Origin of the sequence: Sanguibacter suaedae, from assembly GCF_016342785.1 — a bacterium.
Lineage (GTDB): Bacteria > Actinomycetota > Actinomycetes > Actinomycetales > Cellulomonadaceae > Sanguibacter > Sanguibacter suaedae.
This window is the reverse complement of the sequence record NZ_JAEINH010000008.1, coordinates 74,390-94,775: the sequence shown is the minus strand read 5'-3', so window position 1 is coordinate 94,775 and position 20,386 is coordinate 74,390. Positions and strand designations below refer to the sequence as shown.

Genomic DNA, 20,386 nt, shown 5'->3' with positions numbered 1-20,386 from the left:
GGGCGGTGCGGTCAGTAGCGGTCGACGGCCGGGGGCTCGGGCGTGTCGAGGACCTCACCGGCGGTGGACTCCCACGCGTCGGTCCAGCGGCCGTCCTCGTAGGCCTCCTCGAGGACGTCGTTCACCCAGGTACGGAACTCCTCGTCGTCCTTCTTCAGGCCGATGCCGTAGGGCTCCTCGGTGAACTGGTCACCGGCGATGACGAAGTCGTCGGGGCTCTCGGCGACATACCCGGCGAGGATGACGTTGTCCGTCGTCACCGCGTCGACGCGCCCGTCGCGCAGCGGGTCGAGGCAGTCCGTGTACTGCCCGAACTGCACGAGCTCGGCCTCGGGGTAGTTCTCCTCGATGTTCCCGGCGGGGGTGGACCCCTCAGCCGAGCAGACCGTCTTGCCCGCGAGGTCGTCCGGTCCGCTGATCGAGTCGTCGTCCGCGCGGACCATGAGCGACTGACCGGCGAGGTAGTAGGGGCCGGCGAAGTCGACGACCTCCTTGCGGGTGTCGTTGATCGTGTAGGTCGCGACGACGATGTCGACGCGCTCCTCCTCGATGAAGGACTCGCGGTTGGCGGACACGGTCTCGGTCCACTCGATGTCGTCGGGCTCGATCCCGAGCTCGCCGGCGATGATCTTCGCGATCTCGATGTCGAAGCCGACCGGGGTGCCGTCGGGCCCCTGGAGACCGAAGAGCGGCTGGTCGAACTTGGTGCCGACGGTCATGGTCTCGGCTTCGGCGAGCCGCTCCATGGTGCTGCCCGCGGGGAACTCCGAGGCGTCCACGTCCTCGACGGGCGGCTCGTCGGACTCGTCGCTGCCGCAGGCCGAGAGGAACAGGGCGGAGGCCGCCGTGAGGGCGACGAACGCTGTGGTCCGGTTGCGCATGTGCATCTCCTTCGTGACGAGGCGCGGTGTGCGCCGAGGTCGTGCAGGTCGTGACGGTGCGGGTGCGTCAGTGGGTGAGGATCTTGGACAGGAAGTCCTGGGCGCGCTCCGAGCGCGGGTTCGTGAAGAAGGTCTCGGGGTCCGCCTCCTCGACGATCTGGCCGTCGGCCATGAACACGACGCGGTCGGCCGCACGACGGGCGAAGCCCATCTCGTGGGTGACGACGATCATGGTCATGCCGTCCTTGGCGAGCGCCACCATGACGTCGAGGACCTCATTGATCATCTCCGGGTCGAGGGCCGACGTGGGTTCGTCGAAGAGCATGACCTTGGGCTTCATGGCCAGGGCGCGGGCGATCGCGACGCGCTGCTGCTGGCCGCCCGAGAGCTGGGCGGGCATCTTGCCGGCCTGGGAGTCGACCCCGACACGCTCGAGGAGCGACATCGCGAGCTCCTTGGCCTCCGCGGCCCTGGTGCCCTTGACCCTCACCGGCCCGAGGGTGACGTTCTCCAGGACGGTCTTGTGCGCGAAGAGGTTGAACGACTGGAAGACCATGCCGACGTCCGCGCGGAGCGTCGCCAGCGCCTTTCCCTCCTCGGGAAGGCGTCGGCCGTCGAGCTCGATGGTCCCGGAGTCGATGGTCTCGAGCCGGTTGATCGCGCGGCAGAGCGTGGACTTCCCGGACCCTGACGGGCCGATGACGACGACGACCTCGCCGCGGGCCACCTCGAGGTCGATGTCCTTGAGCACGTGGAGGGCGCCGAAGTGCTTGTTCACCTTCGTGAGCCTGACCAGGGCAGATGCGTCCGCTCCGGCGTCGGAGCGCGACAGGGGGGTGTCGTCCATCCCCTGAAGGTAGGGGACATTTGTTTCGTACGCCATCGAAGTTCGTAACGGTCCGGCAACGAGTCCGTCATGCGCCCGTAGCCGTCGGGCCCCGCGGCGGGCTCGACGTCGGGCCGCCGTATCCTTGAGCACGATGTCTGCGAACCCGTCCCTGAACCCCCCTGTCGTCCCCGCGTCGGCCGCTCTCCTCGACGATCCCGGCCCTGCCCGCCCGACCTACGTCGTGCGGACCCTGGGGTGCCAGATGAACGTCCACGACTCCGAGCACATGGCCGGCATGCTCGAAGGAGCCGGCTACGTGCGGGCGAGCGCCGAGGCCGAGGCGCGCGACGACGCCGACGTCGTCGTCATCAACACGTGCGCGGTGCGCGAGAACGCGGCGACGCGCCTCTACGGGAACCTCGGGCAGCTCGCCTCGGTGAAGGCCCGGCGCGACGGCATGCAGATCGCGGTGGGCGGGTGCCTGGCCCAGAAGGACCGCGAGGTCATCGTCGAGAAGGCGCCGTGGGTGGACGTCGTCTTCGGCACCCACAACCTCGACGCCCTCCCCGTGCTCCTCGAGCGGGCGCGGCACAACGAGCGGGCCCAGGTCGAGATCGCCGAGTCGTTGCAGGTCTTCCCGTCCACGCTCCCGACGCGGCGCGAGTCCGTCTACGCCGGGTGGGTGTCCATCAGCGTCGGGTGCAACAACACGTGCACGTTCTGCATCGTGCCGCACCTGCGGGGCAAGGAGCGCGACCGGCGCCCCGGGCAGGTCCTCGCCGAGGTCGAGGCTCTCGTCGCGCAGGGCGCGGTCGAGGTCACGCTCCTGGGCCAGAACGTCAACAGCTACGGCGTCGAGTTCGGTGACCGCGGCGCGTTCGCGAAGCTCCTGCGCGCGTGCGGGTCCGTCGCCGGGCTCGAGCGCGTCCGCTTCACGTCACCGCACCCGGCCGCCTTCACGGACGACGTCATCGACGCCATGGCGCAGACGCCGAACGTCATGCCGCAGCTCCACATGCCCCTGCAGTCGGGGTCGGACCGCGTCCTCCGTGCGATGCGGCGCTCCTACCGGTCCGACCGGTTCCTCGGGATCCTCGACCGGGTGCGCGCGGCCATGCCCGACGCGGCGATCACCACCGACCTCATCGTCGGCTTCCCCGGTGAGACCGAGGAGGACTTCGCGGAGACGCTCCGCGTCGTCGAGGCGTCGCGCTTCGCGTCGGCCTTCACGTTCCAGTACTCACCCCGCCCAGGGACGCCCGCGGCGACCCTGCCCGACCAGCTCCCCAAGGACGTCGTCCAGGAGCGCTACGAGCGCCTCACCGCCCTGCAGGACCGGATCTCCGCCGAGGAGAGCGCCGCCCAGGTGGGCAGGACCGTCGAGGTCCTCGTCACGGACGGGACCGGACGCAAGGACGAGGTCTCGAGGCGCGTCACGGGGCGCGCCGCCGACAACCGCCTGGTCCACCTCGCGCTGCCCGCGACGTCCCCGTCGCTCGCCGACCCGGCGACGGACCCTCGCCTCGCGGACGTCGTCCACCCGGACGTCCCCCGCCCGGGGGACCTCGTGACGGTCACGGTCACGCGCTCGGCGCCGTACCACCTGGTGGCGGACTCGGCGCTCGACGCAGGGGGGACCTACGCCGTCCGCCGCACCCCTGCGGGCGACGCGTGGGTCGCCCGGGAACGCGCCCGGCTCGGGCTCGGTGGTGACGAGCACTCCCACGGGGCGCCGGCCGTCGCGGGGGCACCCGTGAGCCTCGGGATGCCCGTGCTGCGAGGCCGCTGAGTCGGACATCGCGCGGACGTCAGGCCCGTGGGTCCTCGTCGTCCGGGACGTCGTCCGTGTCCGGCACGGGCGGCAGCATCGCCGTCACCGACGCGAAGAGCTGGACCGAGGTCCCCAGGCCGCACGCCACCATCTGGTGGAGCTGCTCGTCGGTGGCGCCGTGCGCGAAGTCCACGGACACCTCCGTGTAGAGGGACAGCCCGGCCGCCTCCTCGCGCACGTACGCCTTGGGCCAGATCCGCTCCCGGTTCCAGTCGTTCATGGCCTGCAGGGTCGCCACGCGGGCCGACGGAGGCAGGGGACGGTGCCACCGACCGCGGACCTGGACGATCTCCTCCCGGTCCCCCAGGAGCAGGAACCAGAAGCGGTTCCCGTCCCACGTGCCCGTGATGTCGCCGTCGTCGTCCAACCGGTACGTGTAGCCGCGACGGTTGAGGTACTCCCCGACGCGCTCGCGGCTCACGGGCGTCGGGAGGTCCTCCCGGTCCGCGTCCACGGGGGGAGGTGCGGCTGCGGTGCGTGCGGCGAGGACCCGTCGGACCCAGGACGGGCGGGGACCGGTCACGGTGCCACCTTCGCCGGGTCGGGGTAGAGCTCGTCGAGCGCGTCGAAGAGCATCGCTCCCGTGCTCAGGCCGCAGGAGAGGACCTGGTCGAGCTGGTCGTCGTCGGCGCCGTTCTCGAAGTCGACCGCGACCTCGCCGTACACCTGGATCATCCCGTCGTCCCGCACCCGGAAGTACGCCTTGGGCCAGATCCTCTCCGTGTTCCAGTCGTTGCAGAACTCGAGGACCTCCTCGACCCGGTCGATGGTGATCTCCCTGTTCCACTGGCCGCGGACCTGGAGGATCTCTCGGTCGCTCCCGAAGAGCAGGAAGTAGAACGGGCGCGAGTGCCACAGGCCCCCGACGTCCCCGTCGGAGTCGATGAAGTAGGAGAAGCCGTAGTCGGTGATCCACCGGACGAGGCGCGCCGTCGACAGCGGCGAGGGGGCCTGCGGCGTGGCGCTGTCCGTGAGGACCGACGCGCCGAGCTCCCTCGCGAGGATCCTCTCGACGTCGCTCCGCAGCTCGTCGTCGGTGCCGCCGTCGGTGCCCGGCGCCCGCCCGGTCCGGTCCGGTGCCCCGCTCGGCCCGTCGGGCCGATGACGCCGTCGATCCCTGAAGAACCCCATGGGTCAACCCTACCTGCCGCGTCCCTCCCGGTCGGGGGGCGTCGGCTACCGTGGGCCGGTGACCGATCGTGCGGCAGCCGTGGTGGTGAGCCCGTCCCTCGTGCCCGGCGCCACGGGGCGGGCGGACCTCCGTGCCGGCCGGCGGACGGCCGTCTGCGCGGTCCTCGCGTCCGCCGTCGCGGGCGGCCTCGGCACGGCGAGGCCGCCGGAGCAGGTGGTCGTCGTCGCCCCGACGCGCAGGTGGCGGGGCCGAACCACCGACGCCGGACCGGACGTCGGCGCCCTCGGCCTCCCCGTGCCCGGCGCGGACCTGGACCCCTCGCCGGACAGGGAGCCGCTGCTCGACGTCACCGCGTCCGTGGCGTCCGTCCTGCTGCGCGAGTCGGGGTGGCACGGGCCGGTGACCACCGTCGAGGTGTCCTCCCACGAGGGACCGGCCGTCCAGGACGTCCTCGACACGCTCACCGGCCACCTCGGTGCAGGGCACGTCGTCGTCGTGGCGAGCGCGTCGCCGGACGGACGGCTCGGCGAGGGGGCGCCGACCGCCCTGCGCGAGGCCGAGCAGATCGTCCACGACATCGCCCGGGCGCTCATCCCTCCGGGATGCCCAACCGGGCCGCGAGGGACTCGAAGGCCCGCAGGCTCGTGAACAGCCCGCAGGACAGGAGCTGCCCCAGCTGGTCGTCGCTCACGCCGTGCTCGAGGTCGGTCGACACCTCGCTGTAGATGCCCAGCTCGCCCGTCTCCTCGGCGCGCGCGTAGAGCTTGGGCCAGATGACGTCCCGGTTGAACTCGTTGAGCAGGACCGCGAACTCGACGGCGCGCGACGACGGGAACGAGTGCTTCCACCGCCCCCGCACCTGGAGGACCTCCTCCGCGTCGCCCATGACGAAGAAGTAGAAGAGGTTGTCGTCCCACTGGCCACCGATGTCGCCGTCCGGGTCGATCCCGTACGACCAGTCGTTCGCGGTGAGGAACTCCTCGATACGGTCGCGGGTGAGGGGGGTGAGCGCGACGACGGTCTGCGGCTGTGCGGGCGTCAGGGCGGGGGATCCCATGGGTGCGAGCCTCTCGGTGTCGGGGCCCTCGGGCGAGGGCCGGCGGTCGTGGCGGGCACGTCGAGGGTAGGTCACCCCGCGACGCAGGTCACGCCCACCGATGCCGGGGGGCGCCCGACCAGGAGGTAGCGTCGTGCCGTGCTCATCGTCGCCGTCGTCGGCCCCACCGCCACGGGCAAGTCGGACCTCGCGCTCGATCTCGCCGAGGCCTCCGCGGCATCCGGGGTCCCCGCGGAGATCGTCAACTCCGACGCGTTCCAGCTGTACCGCGGGATGGACGTCGGCACCGCCAAGGTTCCCGTGACGGACAGGCGGGGGATCCCGCACCACCAGGTCGACGTCCTCGACGTCACCGAGGACGCCTCCGTCGCCCGGTACCAGGAGACCGCGCGCCGTGACCTCGACGACATCGCCGGACGCGGGGCGCGTGCCGTGGTCGTCGGCGGATCAGGGCTCTACGTCCGTGCGCTGCTCGACGACATGACGTTCCCCGGGACCGACCCGGCGGTGCGCGCCGCGCTCGAGGACCGCGCCGAACGGCTCGGGACGCGCGCGCTCCACGACGAGCTCGTGGAGCGCGACCCCGCAGCCGCCGAGTCGATCGGGCCCCGCAACACCCGGCGCATCGTGCGGGCGCTCGAGGTCATCGAGATCACCGGTCTTCCGTACACCGCGAACCTGCCCCGGCAGCGCTACGTGCGCCCCGCCGTGCAGATCGGCCTCGACTGCGACCGCGACGTCCTCGACCGTCGCGTCGAGCTGCGCGTGGGCGCCATGTGGGCCGCAGGGCTCGTCGACGAGGTCGACCGCCTGAGATCGGCCGGTCTCGGACGGACGGCGGCCCGCGCGGTCGGGTACGCCGAGGTCCTCGCCCACCTCGACGGCCGCACCACGCAGGACGAGGCACGCGCGGCGGTCGTCGCCAACACGCGGCGCCTCGCCCGCAAGCAGATGGGCTGGTTCGGCCGTGACCCGCGGGTCCGCTGGCTCGACGCAGGCTCGAAGGACCTCCTCGACCAGGCGCAGGCCGTCGTTGCGGCCGCCGAGGTGGGCGACCTCCCGGACCACGACGGGCGCCCCGTCCGCCGTAGTCTGGGCTCATGACGAGCCCCGCCGCCCAGCCGCAGCCCGCCCGCCTCGCCTTCACCAAGGGGCACGGCACGCAGAACGACTTCGTGCTGCTCGACGACCGGCACGACGAGCTCGACCTCACCCCGACGCTCGTGCGCGCGCTCACCGACCGCAGGGCCGGCCTCGGCGGCGACGGCGTCGTGCGCGTGGCGCGCACGGCCACGTTCCCCGAGGGGGCCGCGATCCTCGCCGAGGAGCCGGCGGCCGAGTGGTTCATGGACTACCGCAACGCCGACGGCACCGTCGCCCAGATGTGCGGCAACGGGGTGCGGGTCTTCGCCGCCTACCTCGAGCACCTCGGTCTCGCCGACCTCGCCGACGGCGCGGGTCTCGCCCTGGGGACCCGTGCGGGGGTGCGGCGGGTCCGCAAGGAGGACACGGGCTGGTACGCCGTCGACATGGGCCGCTGGAGCTTCCCCGGGGGCGAGGGGGCCGTCTCCGACGGGTTCGACGCGGAGGTCGTCGTCCACGGGATGGAGGGCGCGGGCCAGGACGTCGCGCGGCCCGCGCTGAGCGTCGACCTCGGGAACCCGCACACCGTCGTCGCCGTCCCGAGCGACACGGACCTCGCGCGCGCCGACCTGACCCGTGCCCCGGACGTCCTCCCCCTGCCGCCGCAGGGGACCAACGTCGAGGTCGTGGTGCCCCTCGGGGAGGAGACGAGCGTCGACGGCACGGTCGTCGGGCGCGTCCGCATGCGCGTCCACGAGCGGGGCGTGGGGGAGACGCGGTCGTGCGGGACGGGTGCGTGCGCCGCCGCGCTCGCGGTCCGTGCGTGGGCCGGTGCAGGTTCCCCGGACGTGTGGATGGTCGAGGTCCCGGGCGGGACCGTGCGGGTCCGGCTCCTCGACGACGGTCACGTGGAGCTCGCCGGCCCCGCGGCCCTCGTGGCGCACGGCGAGGTCGACCTCGACGCCCTCGCCGCGCTCTCCTGACGGCGGCAGGGCTCAGCGGACCCCGGCCCGCACCTCGAGCACACGGAAGCCCTTGGCGCTCGCGGCCTTCGTCACCGTGTCCTCGGGGAACCGCTCCGCGAGCCAACGCAGCAACGAGTCCGCGCCGAGGTTGCGCTGGACGACGAGATAGGCCGCTGCGCCCGGGACCAGGCGCGGCAACCATGCGTCCATCATCTCGTGCAGGACGCCCTTGCCGACCCGGATCGGCGGGTTGGACCAGATCTCGGCGAGGCGCACGTCCTGAGGGACGTCCTCGGGGAGGCACGCGCGGACGTTCGACAGCCCGAGGATCTCGGCGTTGCGGCGCACGAGGTCGAGCGCACGCTCGTTGACGTCGACCGCCCAGACAGTCGCCCCCGGTGTGAGCGTCGCCATCGTCAGCGCGACGGGCCCCCACCCGCACCCGAGGTCGAGCAGGTCGCCGGGTGGAGGTGCGTCGAGCGTCCGGAGCAGGACCTCGGTACCGAGGTCGAGCCGGCCCGGCGAGAAGACCCCGCCGGCCGTCTCGAGATCCCTCTCGACGCCAGCGATCCGCACGCGCAGCGTGCGCCGCTCACCGGCCGAGGCCGGTCGCGCGGTGAAGTAGTGGTCCCCGGTCTCGTCGCTCACAACGGACCATCGTAGGGGAGCAGGACCGCGCCGCCGTTACTCCCTGCGCAAAATCCGTGCGCGTCCGGCGGGTCCTCGTGGGACGCTAGGCCGAGGATCACAGGACGACGAAGAGGACTGCATGACGAACCACGACCCGCACGACGACCGCACCGGGGACGACGCCACGAGCCACGACGCGCAGACGACGGCGAGCCCCGCACCCGCGGTGAGCGCCCGCGACATCGCGAGCGACGTCGTCGCCCGGGTCCTCGCCCGCGCAGGGACCGCTCGGGCCGAGGGCGCCACCCAGCACACGGTGCGCGACGGCGAGCAGCTCGACCTCGAGGAGCGCACCGCGCTGCGCCGCGTCGCCGGGCTGTCCACCGAGCTCGAGGACGTCACCGAGGTCGAGTACCGCCAGCTGCGCCTCGAGCGCGTCGTGCTCGTCGGCGTCTGGTACCGCGACGCGACCGAGGCCGAGGTGTCCCTCCGTGAGCTCGCCGCCCTCGCCGAGACCGCGGGCTCGCTCGTCCTCGACGGGGTCCTCCAACGCCGGCAGACCCCCGACCCCGGCACCTACCTCGGGTCCGGGAAGGCTGCCGAGCTGGCCGCCGTGGTGGCTGCCACCGGGGCGGACACCGTCATCGTCGACGGAGAGCTCGCGCCCTCGCAGCGCCGCGCTCTCGAGGACATCATCAAGGTCAAGGTCGTGGACCGCACCGCCCTCATCCTCGACATCTTCGCGCAGCACGCGAAGTCGCGGGAGGGCAAGGCGCAGGTCGAGCTCGCCCAGCTCGAGTACCTCCTCCCGCGCCTCCGCGGGTGGGGCGAGTCCATGTCCCGCCAGGCCGGTGGCCAGGTCGGCGGGGCCGGGGCAGGCATGGGGTCGCGCGGTCCCGGTGAGACGAAGATCGAGCTCGACCGGCGCCGGATCCGTAACCGGATGGCGAAGCTCAAGCGGGAGATCGCCGCCATGGCACCGTCCCGGGCGACCATGCGTTCGTCGCGTCGGCGCAACGCCGTCCCGGCGGTCGCTATCGCCGGGTACACGAACGCGGGCAAGTCGAGCCTCCTCAACGCGCTCACCGGCGCCGGGGTCCTCGTCGAGAACGCGTTGTTCGCGACCCTCGACCCCACGGTGCGCCGGACCAAGACCCCGGACGGGCGGGTCTACACCCTCGCCGACACCGTTGGGTTCGTCCGGGCGCTGCCGCACCAGCTGGTCGAGGCGTTCCGCTCCACCCTCGAGGAGGTGGGCGACGCCGACCTCCTGCTCCACGTGGTCGACGCGTCGCACCCCGACCCGGAGGGGCAGATAGCGGCCGTGCGCGAGGTCCTCGCCGGCATCCCCGGCGTCGAGGACGTCCCCGAGGTCGTCGTCCTCAACAAGGCCGACCTCGCAGACCCGGCGACCATCACGCGGCTGCGCTCGCGGGAGCGCAACACCATCGTCGTCTCGGCGCACACGGGAGAGGGCATCGACGAGCTCCTCGAGTTCGTCGCGGCCTCCCTGCCGCACCCCGGGGTGCCGATCGACGTCGTGGTCCCCTACGAGCGGGGTGACCTCGTCAACCGGGTGCACCTCGAGGGTGAGATCGACCACCTCGAGCACACGGAGACCGGCACTCTCCTGCGGGGGCGCGTCGAGGACGAGCTCGCCGCGGAGCTCGCTGCCGTCGCGGTGCGGGGTCCGGCGTCCTGACCGCCCGTAGAATCTCGGGGTGACCGACTCGACGCCCTCCCACGACGAGGTCGGACGCCTCCTGGACCTCGCCGTGGGGCACCTCGGCGGGGCACGGCGCGAGGGCCAGCACTCGATGGCGGTCGAGGTCGCGACGGCGATGGACGAAGGGCGTCACCTCCTCGTCCAGGCCGGCACGGGGACGGGGAAGTCGCTGGGCTACCTGGTCCCTGCCGTGCACCACGCCGTCCACAGCGGTGAGCGCGTGATCGTCTCCACGGCCACCCTCGCGCTGCAGCGGCAGATCATGACGCGCGACCTGCCGCTCGTCGCCGAGACGCTCGGCCCGCACCTGCCGCGCGAGCCACGGATCGCCCTCCTCAAGGGGTGGCACAACTACGCGTGCCTCCACAAGCTGGCCGGGGGGTACCCGCCGGACGACGCGGGCACGCTCTTCTCCATGCCCACCTCGGAGGGCCCGACGGAGCCGATCCCGACGGACGGGTCCGCGCCGTCGGGACGCGACTCGGCAGCTGGCCTCGGGGCGCAGGTGGTGCGCCTGCGCGAGTGGTCCGAGGAGACGACGACGGGTGACCGCGACGACCTGGTCCCCGGTGTGTCCGACCGTGCCTGGCGTCAGGTGTCGGTCACGGCGCTCGAGTGCCTCGGGCAGCGGTGCCCCCTCATCGAGGAGTGCTTCCCCGAGCGGGCCCGGGGGCTCGCGCGCGAGTCCGACGTCGTCGTGACGAACCACGCCATGCTCGGGATCGCGGCCACCGGATCGCCGAACGTCCTCCCCGAGCACGCGGTCGTGGTGGCCGACGAGGCCCACGAGCTCGCCGACCGCGTCACCGCCGCCGCCACGGCCGAGCTCTCCGTCGCGTCCGTGGAGCACGCGGCGCGCCAGGCGCGCAGGCACGGCGGGATCGCGACGACCGACCTCGACACGGCGGTCGCGGACCTCGGCACGGTGCTCGCGGGCCTGCCCGCGGAGCGGTTCCCCGACGGTCTGCCGGAGGCCGCCCGTCTCGTCGTCGCCTCGGTCCGCGACGCGGCACGGTCCGTCCTCAGCGCGCTCAAGCCCGAGGGCGGCTCCGGGGCAGGTCCGGGCACCGACGGCGGCGGACAGCCCAGCAGCGGTCTGAAGATGGCGTCGTCGAGCATGCTCTCGGTCTTCGACGTCGCCGAACGGATGGCGGCCGAGCCGACCGGGCACGACGTCCTGTGGTGCTCCCGCGGCGCCGACGGCGCGCTGGGAGCCGGGATGTCGACGCTCCACGCCGCGCCCCTCGGCGTGGCCGGGCTGATGCGCAGCAACCTGTGGGAGGAACGTACGGCGATCCTCACCTCGGCCACCCTCTCCCTGGGGGAGTCCTTCACGCCTGTCGCCAGGTCCGTGGGAATCGAGCAGCGGGCGGTCGACGACGACGGCGAGGCGGGAAAGGGGGACGCGGCAGGGAAGCGGGACGCCGCGACGTGGCGCGGAGTCGACGTCGGGAGCCCCTTCGACTACCCCCGGCAGGGCATCCTCTACATCGCGCGCTCCTTGCCGGCCCCGGGGCCGCAGGGGGCCTCCGACGCGCAGCTGGACGAGATGGCCGGGCTCATCGAGGCCGCAGGTGGCAGGACCCTGGGTCTCTTCTCCTCCCGTCGGGCGGCGGAGCGGGCCGCCGAGGAGCTGCGCGGCCGCCTCGACGTCCCGATCCTCTGCCAGGGGGACGACCAGCTCCCGACCCTCGTCCGTCGGTTCGCGGAGGACGAGGCGACCTGCCTGTTCGGGACGCTCTCGCTCTGGCAGGGGGTCGACGTCCCGGGGCCGTCGTGCTCCCTCGTCCTCATCGACCGGATCCCCTTCCCGCGACCGGACGACCCGGTCCGGTCGGCTCGTGCCCGCTCCATCGAGAGCACCGGTGGCAACGGGTTCATGCAGGTGGCCGCGACGCACGCAGCGCTGCTCCTCGCCCAGGGCGCCGGTCGGCTCGTCCGGTCCACCACGGACCGCGGGGTGGTCGCGGTTCTCGACCCGCGACTCGTCACGGCCCGGTACGGGCAGTTCCTCGTCAAGACGCTCCCGGACTTCTGGCGGACCACCGACCCCGCCGTGGCACGAGCGGCGCTCACCCGTCTCGCGGCCCTAGGCTGAGGTGACGACGCCCCTGACCAGTGGAGGAAGAATGAACGACGTGGAGCAGCTCGATACGGCCCGGCCCGAGATCCGACCGGCCGGAGGTCGACGGACCACCAAGGTCGCGGTGGTCGGCGCCGGCGCCGTCGGCTCCACGATGGCCTACGCGGCGCTCATGCGCGGGTCCGCTCGCACCGTAGCGCTCTACGACATCAACAAGGCGAAGGTCGAGGCCGAGGCGCTCGACCTCGCGCACGGCATCCAGTTCATGCCGATGGCCGAGGTGGTCGGGTCGGACGACGTCGCCGTATGCACCGACGCGGACGTCATCATGATCACCGCCGGGGCCAAGCAGAAGCCGGGGCAGACCCGCATCGACCTGGCCGAGGCGACGATCGGGCTCGTCTCGAAGATCCTCCCGGAGCTCCTCGCGGTCGCGCCCGACGCCACCTACGTCATGGTGACGAACCCCGTCGACATCGTCACCTACGCAGCACTGAAGATCTCCGGTCTCCCTCCGACCCAGCTCTTCGGGTCGGGGACCGTCCTCGACTCCTCACGGCTCCGGTACCTCATCGCCGAGCACTGCGGTGTGGCCGTGCAGAACGTCCACGCCTACATGGCCGGCGAGCACGGCGACAGCGAGATCCCGCTGTGGAGCTCCGCGTCGATCGGCGGGGTGCCGCTCCTCGACTGGACCGGTATCGAGGGCCGTGGGCCGCTCACGTCGGCGGACCGCGACGAGATCGCCCACGAGGTCGTGAACTCCGCCTACCGGATCATCGAGGGCAAGGGCGCCACGAACTACGCGGTCGCACTTGCCGGCTCGAGGATCATCGAGGCGGTCCTCAACGACGAGAACCGGGTGCTGCCCGTCTCGACCCTCCTCGACGACTACTACGGGATCAGCGACATCTGCCTGTCCGTCCCGTCGATCGTCGGGCGTCACGGGTGCACCGACCGCCTCGCGGTCCCGCTCTCCCCGGTCGAGATCAAGGGCCTCCAGCACTCCGCGAACTCGCTGAGGAGCGTCGCCCGCAAGTTCGGCTACTGAGGTCTCGGTCGCGAGACACGGAGGGCCCCGGCGCAGCGCGCCGGGGCCCTCCGTGTCCTGAGGCCTTCGCACGGACCATCCGTCCGACGGGTCGGTTGCGCGGAGCGTGGGTCAGAGGCTCCGGAGCACGCTCACCACACGCCCGAGGATCGTCGAACGATCCCCGTCGATCGGGTCGAACGCGGGGTTGTGGGGGACGAGCCAGACGTGCCCGTCCGTACGCCTGAAGGTCTTCACGGTCGCCTCGCCGTCGATCATCGCTGCCACGATCTCGCCGTTCTCGGCGACGGGCTGGCGCCTGACGACCACCCAGTCCCCGTCACAGATGGCTGCATCGATCATCGACTCGCCGGTGACCTTGAGCATGAAGAGCTCGCCGTCACCCACGAGCTGGCGGGGGAGCGGGAAGACGTCCTCCACGACCTGCTCGGCGAGGACGGGGCCTCCGGCCGCGATCCGTCCGACGACCGGGACGTAGGACGGTGCCGGGTGCAGCCCCTCGTCGCCCTGGCTCCCGTCGGGCGAGGTGTTCGTCCCGTCGCTGGTGGTGTCGTCCCGAGCGGGGTGGACGAGCTCCATCGCGCGCGGGCGGTTGGGGTCGCGCCGGAGGTAGCCCTTCCGCTCGAGAGCGGCGAGCTGGTGCTTGACGCTGGACGGGCTGGTGAGCCCGACCGACTGGCCGATCTCCCGCATGCTCGGCGCGTAGCCCCGCGCCTCGAGCGAGCCCCGGATGGTCTCGAGGACGTCGCGCTGGCGTGAGGTGAGCCCGTCGGACGTGGCGCGTGCAGCAGCGAGGGTGATGGTGCCGTCCCCTGTCTGCGGGTTGTCCTTGGGTGCCACGGTGTCCTCCGCTGGTCGGTCCTGGTCGGTCCTGCTCGTCTCGGCCCTGCTCATCTGGCTCGTCGGGCACGTCTTGCCCGTCGTGCCCGCCGCCGTGGCTCTCCCGGCCCGACACACCGGTGTCGGTGGCTCGTGGTCGAGTGGTCGCGACGCGCTGACCACACACTATGGCGAATCGGGCGCATCTTCAAACATCTGTTCGAGCGCGTCGCGCCGCGGTGCTTGCCATCGAGCACCTCGTTCGTACACTTGTATGACGAACACACGTTCGAGAGGCCTGTCGGAACGGGCCTCCGCCGAGCTCGTGAGGAGTTGTCATGGCAGTCGTCATCGAAGGGCCCTGGGTCGCCGGAGGTCCCACCCGCACGCGGTCGACGTCCCGCACCGTCGCGGGGCGTGCGGTCTCCCCGCAGGTCGGTGCGGTCCAGGACGAGGGGCGTCTCTCCGACCTCCGGCTCACCCGCCGAGGGCGCGTGGTCCTGTGGCTCGCCGCCGTCGTGGTCCTCGGGGCGGTCCTCCTCGCCGGGGGCCGGGCGGTCGCGGGGGCGCCCGTGGCAGGGACCGAGGTGGTCCCGCACACCGTCGCGGCGGGCGAGACGCTGTGGGCTCTCGCCCGGGACGTCGCCGAACCCGGTGAGGACGTCCGTGACGTCGTCGTGATGATCACCTCCCTCAACGGCCGTAGCTCGGCGGACCTCCGCGTGGGTGAGCAGATCCTCCTCCCGGTGCGCTGACGGGCAGGACGAGCCGCTCGGCGGTCGGTGGGAGTGGTGCGGTGCGGGTTGCCCGGCGCGTATTGTTGCCAGGGGTCCGGACCCAGGACTCGTCACGCTCGTCCGTCCTGGAGGCTCTGTGCACTGCCCGTTCTGCCGACACTCCGACTCGCGGGTCGTCGACTCGAGGACGTCCGACGACGGGGCGTCGATCCGCCGCCGTAGGCAGTGCCCCAAGTGCCAGCGACGCTTCACCACCCTCGAGACGGCGAGCCTCTCCGTCGTCAAGCGCTCCGGTGTCACCGAGCCGTTCAGCCGCGAGAAGGTCGTCACGGGCGTCCGCAAGGCCTGCCAGGGGCGGCCTGTGAGCGAGGACGATCTCGCGCTCCTCGCGCAGAGGGTCGAGGAGACCGTCCGGGCGACAGGGTCCGCGGAGCTCGACGCCTACGAGATCGGGCTGACGATCCTCGGTCCCCTTCGCGAGCTGGACGAGGTCGCCTACCTGCGGTTCGCGAGCGTGTACCAGGCGTTCGACTCCCTCGAGGACTTCGAGGCGGCCATCAACCTCCTGCGCGCGGAGCACGAGAGCCGGGCTGCCGCGGGTGAGGGGACCGTGCAGGACACCTGACCGAGCGGCCTCGCGTCAGAGGTCGCTCGACCTCGGGCCCCAGAGGTTGACGCCCGCGTCGACGGCCACGGAGTCGATCGTGGCGATCTCGGCGGCCGAGAGGGGCCGGCTCTCGAGAGCCGCGAGACTGTCGTCCAGCTGCTCGACCGTTCGCGCCCCGACCACCACACCGGTGACGCGAGCGTCCCGCAGGCACCACGTGAGCGCGAGCTGGGGGAGTGTCTGGCCTCGTTCCGCCGCGATCCGCGCGAGCTCGCGGACGCTCGTGAGCGTCCGGTCCGTGAGGAGCTCGCGTGAGAACGAGCCTCCGGCGGCGGCACGGGACGTCGGGGGGACCCCGTCGAGGTACTTCTCGCTCAGCAGCCCCTGGGCGAGGGGCGAGAACGCGAGCACCCCCAGCCCTGCGTCGGCCGTGACATCGAGCAGCGACCCGTCGCCGTCGTCCTGCTCGATCCACCGGTTGACCATGGAGTACGAGGGTTGGTGCACGGCGAGGCGCACCCCGATCCGGTCGGCGACCTCGAGCGCCTCGCGCGTCCGGGCGGCCGAGTAGGACGAGATGCCGGCGTGGAGCGCCCGACCCGACTCGACGGCTGCACCGAGGGCGCCGATGGTCTCCTCGAGGTGCGTGGTCGGGTCGTACCGGTGGGAGTAGAAGATGTCGACGTGGTCGAGGCCCAGCCTCCGCAACGAGGTGTCGAGCGATGGCAGGAGATAGGCCCGCGAGCCTCCCTCGCCGTGTGGGCCTGGGCGCATCCGGTATCCCGCCTTGGTCGCCACGACCAGCTCGTCACGGTGTGCGGCCAGGTCCGAGCGCAGGATGCGACCGACGCTCTCCTCGGCCGATCCTGGAGGGGGGCCGTAGTTGTTGGCGAGGTCGAGGTGGGTCACTCCACGGTCGAAGGCATGGAGGATGATCTCGCGCTGCGCGGCGAAGGGCGTCGCTGTCCCGAAGTTCTGCCACAGGCCCAGGCTCACGGCGGGGACGGACAGTCCCGAACGTCCGGCCCGTCGGTACGGCATGGTGTCGTAACGTCCGGGTGCGGGGGAGTGCATGGCCGACACGCTACCGTGAGCCTGCCGCGGGTGTCGTCCGTCCGTGGTGCCGGCGGACGGGGACCTACCCGGTGGGCGCTCGACGCGCCGCGCGGGGCCACGGACGCACGAATCGACACGAGGAGGTCCGCACATGACGCAGGACGAGGACAAGAGCGCGACGGTGAGCGAGGACACGAAGGAGAAGTTCCGCCAGGCGCTCGAGAAGAAGAGGTCCGCAAGGCAGCGGACCTCGGAGGGCACGGGGAACACCGGCCAGGTCCACGGGTCGGAGACGGCCGGTCCGATGCAGCGGAACTTCCGCCGCAAGTCAGGCTGACGTACACATCGGGCGAGGCCCGCGGGGGATCCCGCGGCCTCACCCGTCAGCGGTGGGTGTGCTCGCTGCCCATCACACGGAGCTTGATCGTCGCCTCCATGGAACGCAGCGCCTCCACGACCGGGCCCTCGAGCGCAGACCCGGCGTCCGTCACGACGTAGCCGATCTCGCCGCGGGTCGCGAGGAGCTGGCCCTCGATGTTCGTGCCGTGCTCGGCGAGGACGTGGTTCACGGCGGCCAGGACTCCCGGCGTGTTGCGGTGGAGGTGGGCCACCCGCGCCACACCCGTGGTGTTCTCGAGCGCGAGGTTGGGGAGGTTCACGCTGAGCGTCGTCGTCCCGGTCGTCACGAAGTCGGTGATCTTCTGGGCGACGAACCGCCCGATGGCCTCCTGGGCCTCGAGCGTCGACCCGCCGATGTGCGGCGTGAGGATGACGTTGGGGAGGCCGCGGAGCTCCGACTCGAACTGGTCCCCGCGCTTCTTCGGTTCGTGGGGGAAGACGTCGATGGCCGCACCGGCGAGGTGTCCCGAGAGGATGTTCTCGCGGAGCGCACCGGTGTCCACGACGAATCCTCGGGACAGGTTGAGGAAGATCGCCCCGGGCTTCATGAGCGCGAACTGCTTCGGGCCGAAGAGGCCGGCGTTGCCGCTCCTGCCGTCGACGTGCAGGGTGACGATGTCCGCGACCTCGAGGAGCTCCTCGAGGGACGTGACGCGCCGCGCGTTCCCGAGGGCGAGCTTCTCCGCGGTGTCGTAGAACACGACGGACATCCCGAGGTTCTCGGCGAGCACGGACAGCTGGGTGCCGATGTTGCCGTAGCCGATGATGCCGAGCGTCCGGCCGCGCACCTCGTGGGACCCCTCGGCCGACTTGTCCCAGACCCCCGCGTGCAGCGCCTTGTCCCGCTCCGTCATCCGCCGGGTGAGGGAGATGATCTCCGCGAGGGCGATCTCCACCACCGAGCGGGTGTTCGAGAAGGGGGCGTTGAACGCCGCGACGCCGTGGTTGGCCGCGGAGCGCAGGTCGATCTGGTTCGTGCCGATGCAGAAGGCTCCGACGGTGAGCAGCTCCGGGGAGGCAGCGATCACGGCGTCGGTCACCTGGGTCTTGGAGCGGATCCCGAGGATGTGGACGCCGTCGAGGGCGTCGACGAGCTCCTTCTCGTCCAGAGCGCCGGACCGGGAGTCTACCTCGATCCCCTGGTCGGCGAGGATCTCGACGGACAACGGGTGGACGTTTTCGAGCAGGAGGGCCTTGAGCACACGGTCATCGTCCTCTGCGGGGCGTGACGGTGCCAAACGGGTCTTGGCACGTGGACGCCCGGTCAGTCGGCGATCCCTCCCGGCAGGGGCTGGGTGTGGACGACGTGGAGGAGCTTCGTCGGGCGGGTCATCGCCACGTAGAGGTCGGACGCACCGCCGGGGCCGTCCACGAGGTCTCCAGGCTCGACGAGCACGACCGCGTCGAACTCGAGCCCCTTGGACTCCCGTGCGCTGAGCACCACCACTGGGTCGTCCGATCCGCTCGACCGGCCGTCGACGTCCGGGAGGCCCACGGCTCGCCGCAGCGCCCCGAGGAGGCGTTCGGGGGCGATGACCGCGACCTGGCCGGCGCCGTCCTGCCGTACCTCGTCGAGGGCGCCCGCGGCGTTCCGCGCGGCGGCCTCGACGAGGTCGTCCTCCGCGGTGGGGTGGACGCGCAGCGCGTCGGGCACCACCCGTGCGGACGTCAGCGGTGACACCGGCAGCCCGGCCTCGAGGGCCATCGAGCGCGCGCTCGACGCGACGGCCTCCGGGGTCCGGTAGTTCACCGTGAGCTCTGCCGAGCGCCACGAGTCGCGCAGGAGCGGGGTGAGCATCGCGGACCACGACCGCGCGCCTGCGGGGGACGAGGTCTGGGCGACGTCCCCGACGATGGTCATCGAGCGCGTGGGGCACCGCCGCAGCAGCATCCGCCAGGCCATGGCAGAGAGCTCCTGCGCCTCGTCGACGACGAGGTGCGCGTACGTCCAGGTACGGTCCTGGGCGGCCCGCTCCGCGGTGGTCTGGTGGGAGCCGCCGCCGGAGAACCGGTCGGCGAGGGTCTCGGCGTCGACGAGCCCGCCGGCCGCGCCGGACGACTCGAGGACCTGTCGTGCGTAGTCGAGCGACTCGGTCCGTTGCTCGGCGTCCCTGCGGGCCTGTGCCCGCGCGGCCTGGTCGTCCTCGCCGAGGAGCTCGGCGGCCTCGTCGAGGAGCGGGATGTCGGCCTCCGTCCAGGGGGATCCCGGCTCGCGGCGCAGGAGGCGGCGGTCGGCGGCGGACGTGCGGGGCGCTGCCTCGGCGAGCCGGTGCGGCTTCGCGTAGAGGTCCTCGACGAGCTTCTGCGGGGTGAGCGGCATCCATGCGAGGTTGAGAGCGACGCGGATCTCCCGGGTGGTGCGGAGCTCCTCGACCACCTCGGCGCGCTCGTCGGACGGGAGCGAGTAGGTGAGCTGCTCGGCGTACTGCTGGGCGAGGCGGTTGAGCATCTCCCGCACGAAGGTCACGCGGGCCAGGTTGTGCGGCTTGTGCAGGCGCCGTGCCCTGGCGATGGCGTCGCGGACGTCCCGTCGCCGCACGACCACGTCGTAGCCGTCGACGCGCACGTGGACGTCCTCCGCGGGGACGCGCTGGCGAGCCCGCACGGCTCGCGCCACGACCTCGGCCATCTCGGGCCGGCCCTTGACCTCCGCGACGGCGGGGTCCTCCTGAGCGCGGCCGGCCACGCCCGGCAGGAGGTCGGAGATGGTGGTGCTCACCACACCGGTCTCGCCGAGCGACGGCAGGACCTGGTCGATGTAGCGCAGGAAGGACCTGCTGGGACCCACGAGGAGCACGCCCGAGCGCTCGAGGAGCCGACGGTGCGCGTAGAGGAGGTAGGCCGCCCGGTGGAGGGCGACGGCGGTCTTGCCCGTCCCCGGCCCTCCCTGGACGACGAGGGCGCCCTGGAGGTCCGACCGGATGATCGCGTCCTGCTCGGCCTGGATCGTCGCGACGATGTCCCCCATCCGACCCGTGCGGGCCGCGGCGAGCGAGGCGAGCAGCGCACCCTCGCCCGAGAGCACCAGGTCACCCTCGCCACCGGGCCCCGTGGTGCGGCCGAGGTCGAGGACGTCGTCCTCGAGGGCGGTCACCGTCCGGCCACGGGTGACGAGGTGCCGCCGGCGGTAGACCCCGTCCCGCTGCGCCGCGGTCGCCCGGTAGAAGGCCTGCGCGGCGGGCGCTCGCCAGTCCGTGAGGATGGACGTGTGGTGCTCGTCGGTGAGCCCGATGCGGCCGATGTACCGGGTCGGGTCCTCGTCGAAGTCGAGACGGCCGAAGCACAGCCGGTCCTCCACCGCCTCCAGCAGCGCGGCACGGTCCTCGTACAGGGTCGCGAAGGCGTCACGCTCGCTCCGGTTCTGGGGCGAGCCGCTCGGTCCGCTGCGCCGCACCTGCGCGAGGCGGGCCCGCGTGGTGCGCCGGAGCTCGTCGAGACGTGCGTACAGAAGGTCCACGGTCAGCTGCTCGAGCCTGACCTCGTCGGACTGAACGGTCACG

General features: G+C 72.3%; 20 protein-coding genes. 10 read left to right on the top strand and 10 right to left on the bottom strand.

Annotated elements, in window-relative coordinates:
* Window positions 1-11: 11 nt before the first annotated feature.
* The gene (locus JAV76_RS10815) at window positions 12-881 is read right to left on the bottom strand and encodes a glutamate ABC transporter substrate-binding protein (RefSeq protein WP_198734064.1); all 870 of its coding nucleotides are present in this window, start codon (window positions 879-881) and stop codon (window positions 12-14) included.
* Between the two features lie 67 nt (window positions 882-948).
* A complete protein-coding gene (locus JAV76_RS10810; RefSeq protein WP_372403493.1) occupies window positions 949-1,728 on the bottom strand; it encodes an amino acid ABC transporter ATP-binding protein in 780 nt (259 codons plus the stop codon).
* A 133-nt stretch (window positions 1,729-1,861) separates the two neighbouring features.
* Between JAV76_RS10810 and miaB the strand changes: the two genes are divergently transcribed.
* Window positions 1,862-3,499 (top strand): tRNA (N6-isopentenyl adenosine(37)-C2)-methylthiotransferase MiaB, encoded by a 1,638-nt coding sequence (gene miaB / locus JAV76_RS10805; protein WP_198734063.1) that lies wholly within the window; start codon window positions 1,862-1,864, stop codon window positions 3,497-3,499.
* A 19-nt stretch (window positions 3,500-3,518) separates the two neighbouring features.
* On the opposite strand, the gene JAV76_RS10800 is transcribed toward miaB, so the two are convergent.
* Together JAV76_RS10800 and JAV76_RS10795 are read right to left on the bottom strand one after the other, a co-directional pair.
* Complete coding sequence (locus tag JAV76_RS10800; RefSeq protein WP_198734062.1) at window positions 3,519-4,064, bottom strand: type III secretion system chaperone family protein; 546 nt, start codon at window positions 4,062-4,064, stop codon at window positions 3,519-3,521.
* Window positions 4,061-4,672 (bottom strand): type III secretion system chaperone family protein, encoded by a 612-nt coding sequence (locus JAV76_RS10795; protein WP_198734061.1) that lies wholly within the window; start codon window positions 4,670-4,672, stop codon window positions 4,061-4,063. Before JAV76_RS10795 ends, JAV76_RS10800 begins: the two co-directional genes overlap by 4 nt.
* A 58-nt stretch (window positions 4,673-4,730) precedes the next feature.
* Here JAV76_RS10795 and JAV76_RS10790 point away from each other — a divergent pair, with 58 nt between their 5' ends.
* Window positions 4,731-5,321: a hypothetical protein gene (locus JAV76_RS10790; RefSeq protein ID WP_198734060.1), complete on the top strand. Its 591-nt coding sequence runs from the start codon at window positions 4,731-4,733 to the stop codon at window positions 5,319-5,321.
* Here JAV76_RS10790 and JAV76_RS10785 read toward each other — a convergent pair.
* Complete coding sequence (locus JAV76_RS10785) at window positions 5,263-5,730, bottom strand: type III secretion system chaperone family protein (protein WP_198734059.1); 468 nt, start codon at window positions 5,728-5,730, stop codon at window positions 5,263-5,265. The two genes, JAV76_RS10790 and JAV76_RS10785, sit on opposite strands and share 59 nt — an antisense overlap.
* 138 nt (window positions 5,731-5,868) lie before the next feature.
* Between JAV76_RS10785 and miaA the strand changes: the two genes are divergently transcribed.
* Both miaA and dapF read left to right on the top strand, forming a co-directional pair.
* Entirely contained in the window at window positions 5,869-6,834 is a 966-nt protein-coding gene (gene miaA / locus JAV76_RS10780) for a tRNA (adenosine(37)-N6)-dimethylallyltransferase MiaA (RefSeq protein WP_198734058.1), read from the top strand.
* The gene (gene dapF, locus JAV76_RS10775) at window positions 6,831-7,796 is read left to right on the top strand and encodes a diaminopimelate epimerase (RefSeq protein ID WP_198734057.1); all 966 of its coding nucleotides are present in this window, start codon (window positions 6,831-6,833) and stop codon (window positions 7,794-7,796) included. The genes miaA and dapF overlap by 4 nt, the downstream gene beginning before the upstream one ends.
* A gap of 12 nt (window positions 7,797-7,808) precedes the next feature.
* Here dapF and JAV76_RS10770 read toward each other — a convergent pair whose 3' ends face one another.
* Window positions 7,809-8,426, bottom strand: coding sequence for a class I SAM-dependent methyltransferase (locus JAV76_RS10770; protein WP_198734056.1), 618 nt, complete (start codon window positions 8,424-8,426; stop codon window positions 7,809-7,811).
* 121 nt (window positions 8,427-8,547) lie between these two features.
* On the opposite strand from JAV76_RS10770, the gene hflX reads away from it, so the two are divergent.
* The 3 genes from hflX to JAV76_RS10755 are packed head-to-tail and all read left to right on the top strand — an operon-like array spanning window position 8,548 to window position 13,268.
* Window positions 8,548-10,110: a GTPase HflX gene (hflX, locus tag JAV76_RS10765; protein WP_198734055.1), complete on the top strand. Its 1,563-nt coding sequence runs from the start codon at window positions 8,548-8,550 to the stop codon at window positions 10,108-10,110.
* A 19-nt stretch (window positions 10,111-10,129) separates the two neighbouring features.
* On the top strand, window positions 10,130-12,232 hold the full coding sequence (locus tag JAV76_RS10760; protein ID WP_307844162.1) for an ATP-dependent DNA helicase: 2,103 nt from the start codon (window positions 10,130-10,132) through the stop codon (window positions 12,230-12,232).
* Between the two features lie 31 nt (window positions 12,233-12,263).
* Window positions 12,264-13,268, top strand: a complete 1,005-nt coding sequence (locus JAV76_RS10755; RefSeq protein ID WP_198734054.1) for an L-lactate dehydrogenase — start codon at window positions 12,264-12,266, stop codon at window positions 13,266-13,268.
* Window positions 13,269-13,379: 111 nt separating this feature from the next.
* Here the strand turns inward: JAV76_RS10755 and lexA are convergent, their stop codons facing one another.
* A complete protein-coding gene (gene lexA / locus JAV76_RS10750; protein ID WP_198734053.1) occupies window positions 13,380-14,162 on the bottom strand; it encodes a transcriptional repressor LexA in 783 nt (260 codons plus the stop codon).
* Window positions 14,163-14,425: 263 nt separating this feature from the next.
* On the opposite strand from lexA, the gene JAV76_RS10745 reads away from it, so the two are divergent.
* Both JAV76_RS10745 and nrdR read left to right on the top strand, forming a co-directional pair.
* Window positions 14,426-14,842, top strand: a complete 417-nt coding sequence (locus JAV76_RS10745) for a LysM peptidoglycan-binding domain-containing protein (protein ID WP_198734052.1) — start codon at window positions 14,426-14,428, stop codon at window positions 14,840-14,842.
* Window positions 14,843-14,960: 118 nt separating this feature from the next.
* On the top strand, window positions 14,961-15,449 hold the full coding sequence (gene nrdR, locus JAV76_RS10740; RefSeq protein ID WP_198734051.1) for a transcriptional regulator NrdR: 489 nt from the start codon (window positions 14,961-14,963) through the stop codon (window positions 15,447-15,449).
* A 15-nt stretch (window positions 15,450-15,464) separates the two neighbouring features.
* Here nrdR and JAV76_RS10735 read toward each other — a convergent pair whose 3' ends face one another.
* On the bottom strand, window positions 15,465-16,505 hold the full coding sequence (locus JAV76_RS10735) for an aldo/keto reductase (protein ID WP_198734050.1): 1,041 nt from the start codon (window positions 16,503-16,505) through the stop codon (window positions 15,465-15,467).
* Window positions 16,506-16,638: 133 nt separating this feature from the next.
* On the opposite strand from JAV76_RS10735, the gene JAV76_RS10730 reads away from it, so the two are divergent.
* On the top strand, window positions 16,639-16,824 hold the full coding sequence (locus JAV76_RS10730; RefSeq protein WP_198734049.1) for a DUF5302 domain-containing protein: 186 nt from the start codon (window positions 16,639-16,641) through the stop codon (window positions 16,822-16,824).
* A gap of 46 nt (window positions 16,825-16,870) precedes the next feature.
* Here JAV76_RS10730 and serA read toward each other — a convergent pair whose 3' ends face one another.
* Both serA and JAV76_RS10720 read right to left on the bottom strand, forming a co-directional pair.
* Complete coding sequence (serA, locus tag JAV76_RS10725; RefSeq protein ID WP_198734048.1) at window positions 16,871-18,088, bottom strand: phosphoglycerate dehydrogenase; 1,218 nt, start codon at window positions 18,086-18,088, stop codon at window positions 16,871-16,873.
* A 62-nt stretch (window positions 18,089-18,150) separates the two neighbouring features.
* Window positions 18,151-20,385 carry a HelD family protein gene (locus tag JAV76_RS10720; RefSeq protein WP_307844161.1) on the bottom strand — a complete coding sequence of 745 codons (2,235 nt, stop codon included), beginning with the start codon at window positions 20,383-20,385 and terminating at the stop codon, window positions 18,151-18,153.
* Window position 20,386: the final 1 nt, after the last annotated feature.

What these genes read in the sequence shown, in the direction of transcription:
- JAV76_RS10815 (WP_198734064.1), bottom strand. Translation starts at nt 881, where the DNA reads ATGCGCAACCGGACCACAGCGTTCGTCGCCCTCACGGCGGCCTCCGCC.
- JAV76_RS10810 (WP_372403493.1), bottom strand. Translation starts at nt 1,728, where the DNA reads ATGGACGACACCCCCCTGTCGCGCTCCGACGCCGGAGCGGACGCATCT.
- miaB (WP_198734063.1), top strand. Translation starts at nt 1,862, where the DNA reads ATGTCTGCGAACCCGTCCCTGAACCCCCCTGTCGTCCCCGCGTCGGCC.
- JAV76_RS10795 (WP_198734061.1), bottom strand. Translation starts at nt 4,672, where the DNA reads ATGGGGTTCTTCAGGGATCGACGGCGTCATCGGCCCGACGGGCCGAGC.
- JAV76_RS10785 (WP_198734059.1), bottom strand. Translation starts at nt 5,730, where the DNA reads ATGGGATCCCCCGCCCTGACGCCCGCACAGCCGCAGACCGTCGTCGCG.
- dapF (WP_198734057.1), top strand. Translation starts at nt 6,831, where the DNA reads ATGACGAGCCCCGCCGCCCAGCCGCAGCCCGCCCGCCTCGCCTTCACC.
- hflX (WP_198734055.1), top strand. Translation starts at nt 8,548, where the DNA reads ATGACGAACCACGACCCGCACGACGACCGCACCGGGGACGACGCCACG.
- JAV76_RS10755 (WP_198734054.1), top strand. Translation starts at nt 12,264, where the DNA reads ATGAACGACGTGGAGCAGCTCGATACGGCCCGGCCCGAGATCCGACCG.
- lexA (WP_198734053.1), bottom strand. Translation starts at nt 14,162, where the DNA reads ATGAGCAGGGCCGAGACGAGCAGGACCGACCAGGACCGACCAGCGGAG.
- JAV76_RS10745 (WP_198734052.1), top strand. Translation starts at nt 14,426, where the DNA reads ATGGCAGTCGTCATCGAAGGGCCCTGGGTCGCCGGAGGTCCCACCCGC.
- JAV76_RS10735 (WP_198734050.1), bottom strand. Translation starts at nt 16,505, where the DNA reads ATGCACTCCCCCGCACCCGGACGTTACGACACCATGCCGTACCGACGG.
- JAV76_RS10730 (WP_198734049.1), top strand. Translation starts at nt 16,639, where the DNA reads ATGACGCAGGACGAGGACAAGAGCGCGACGGTGAGCGAGGACACGAAG.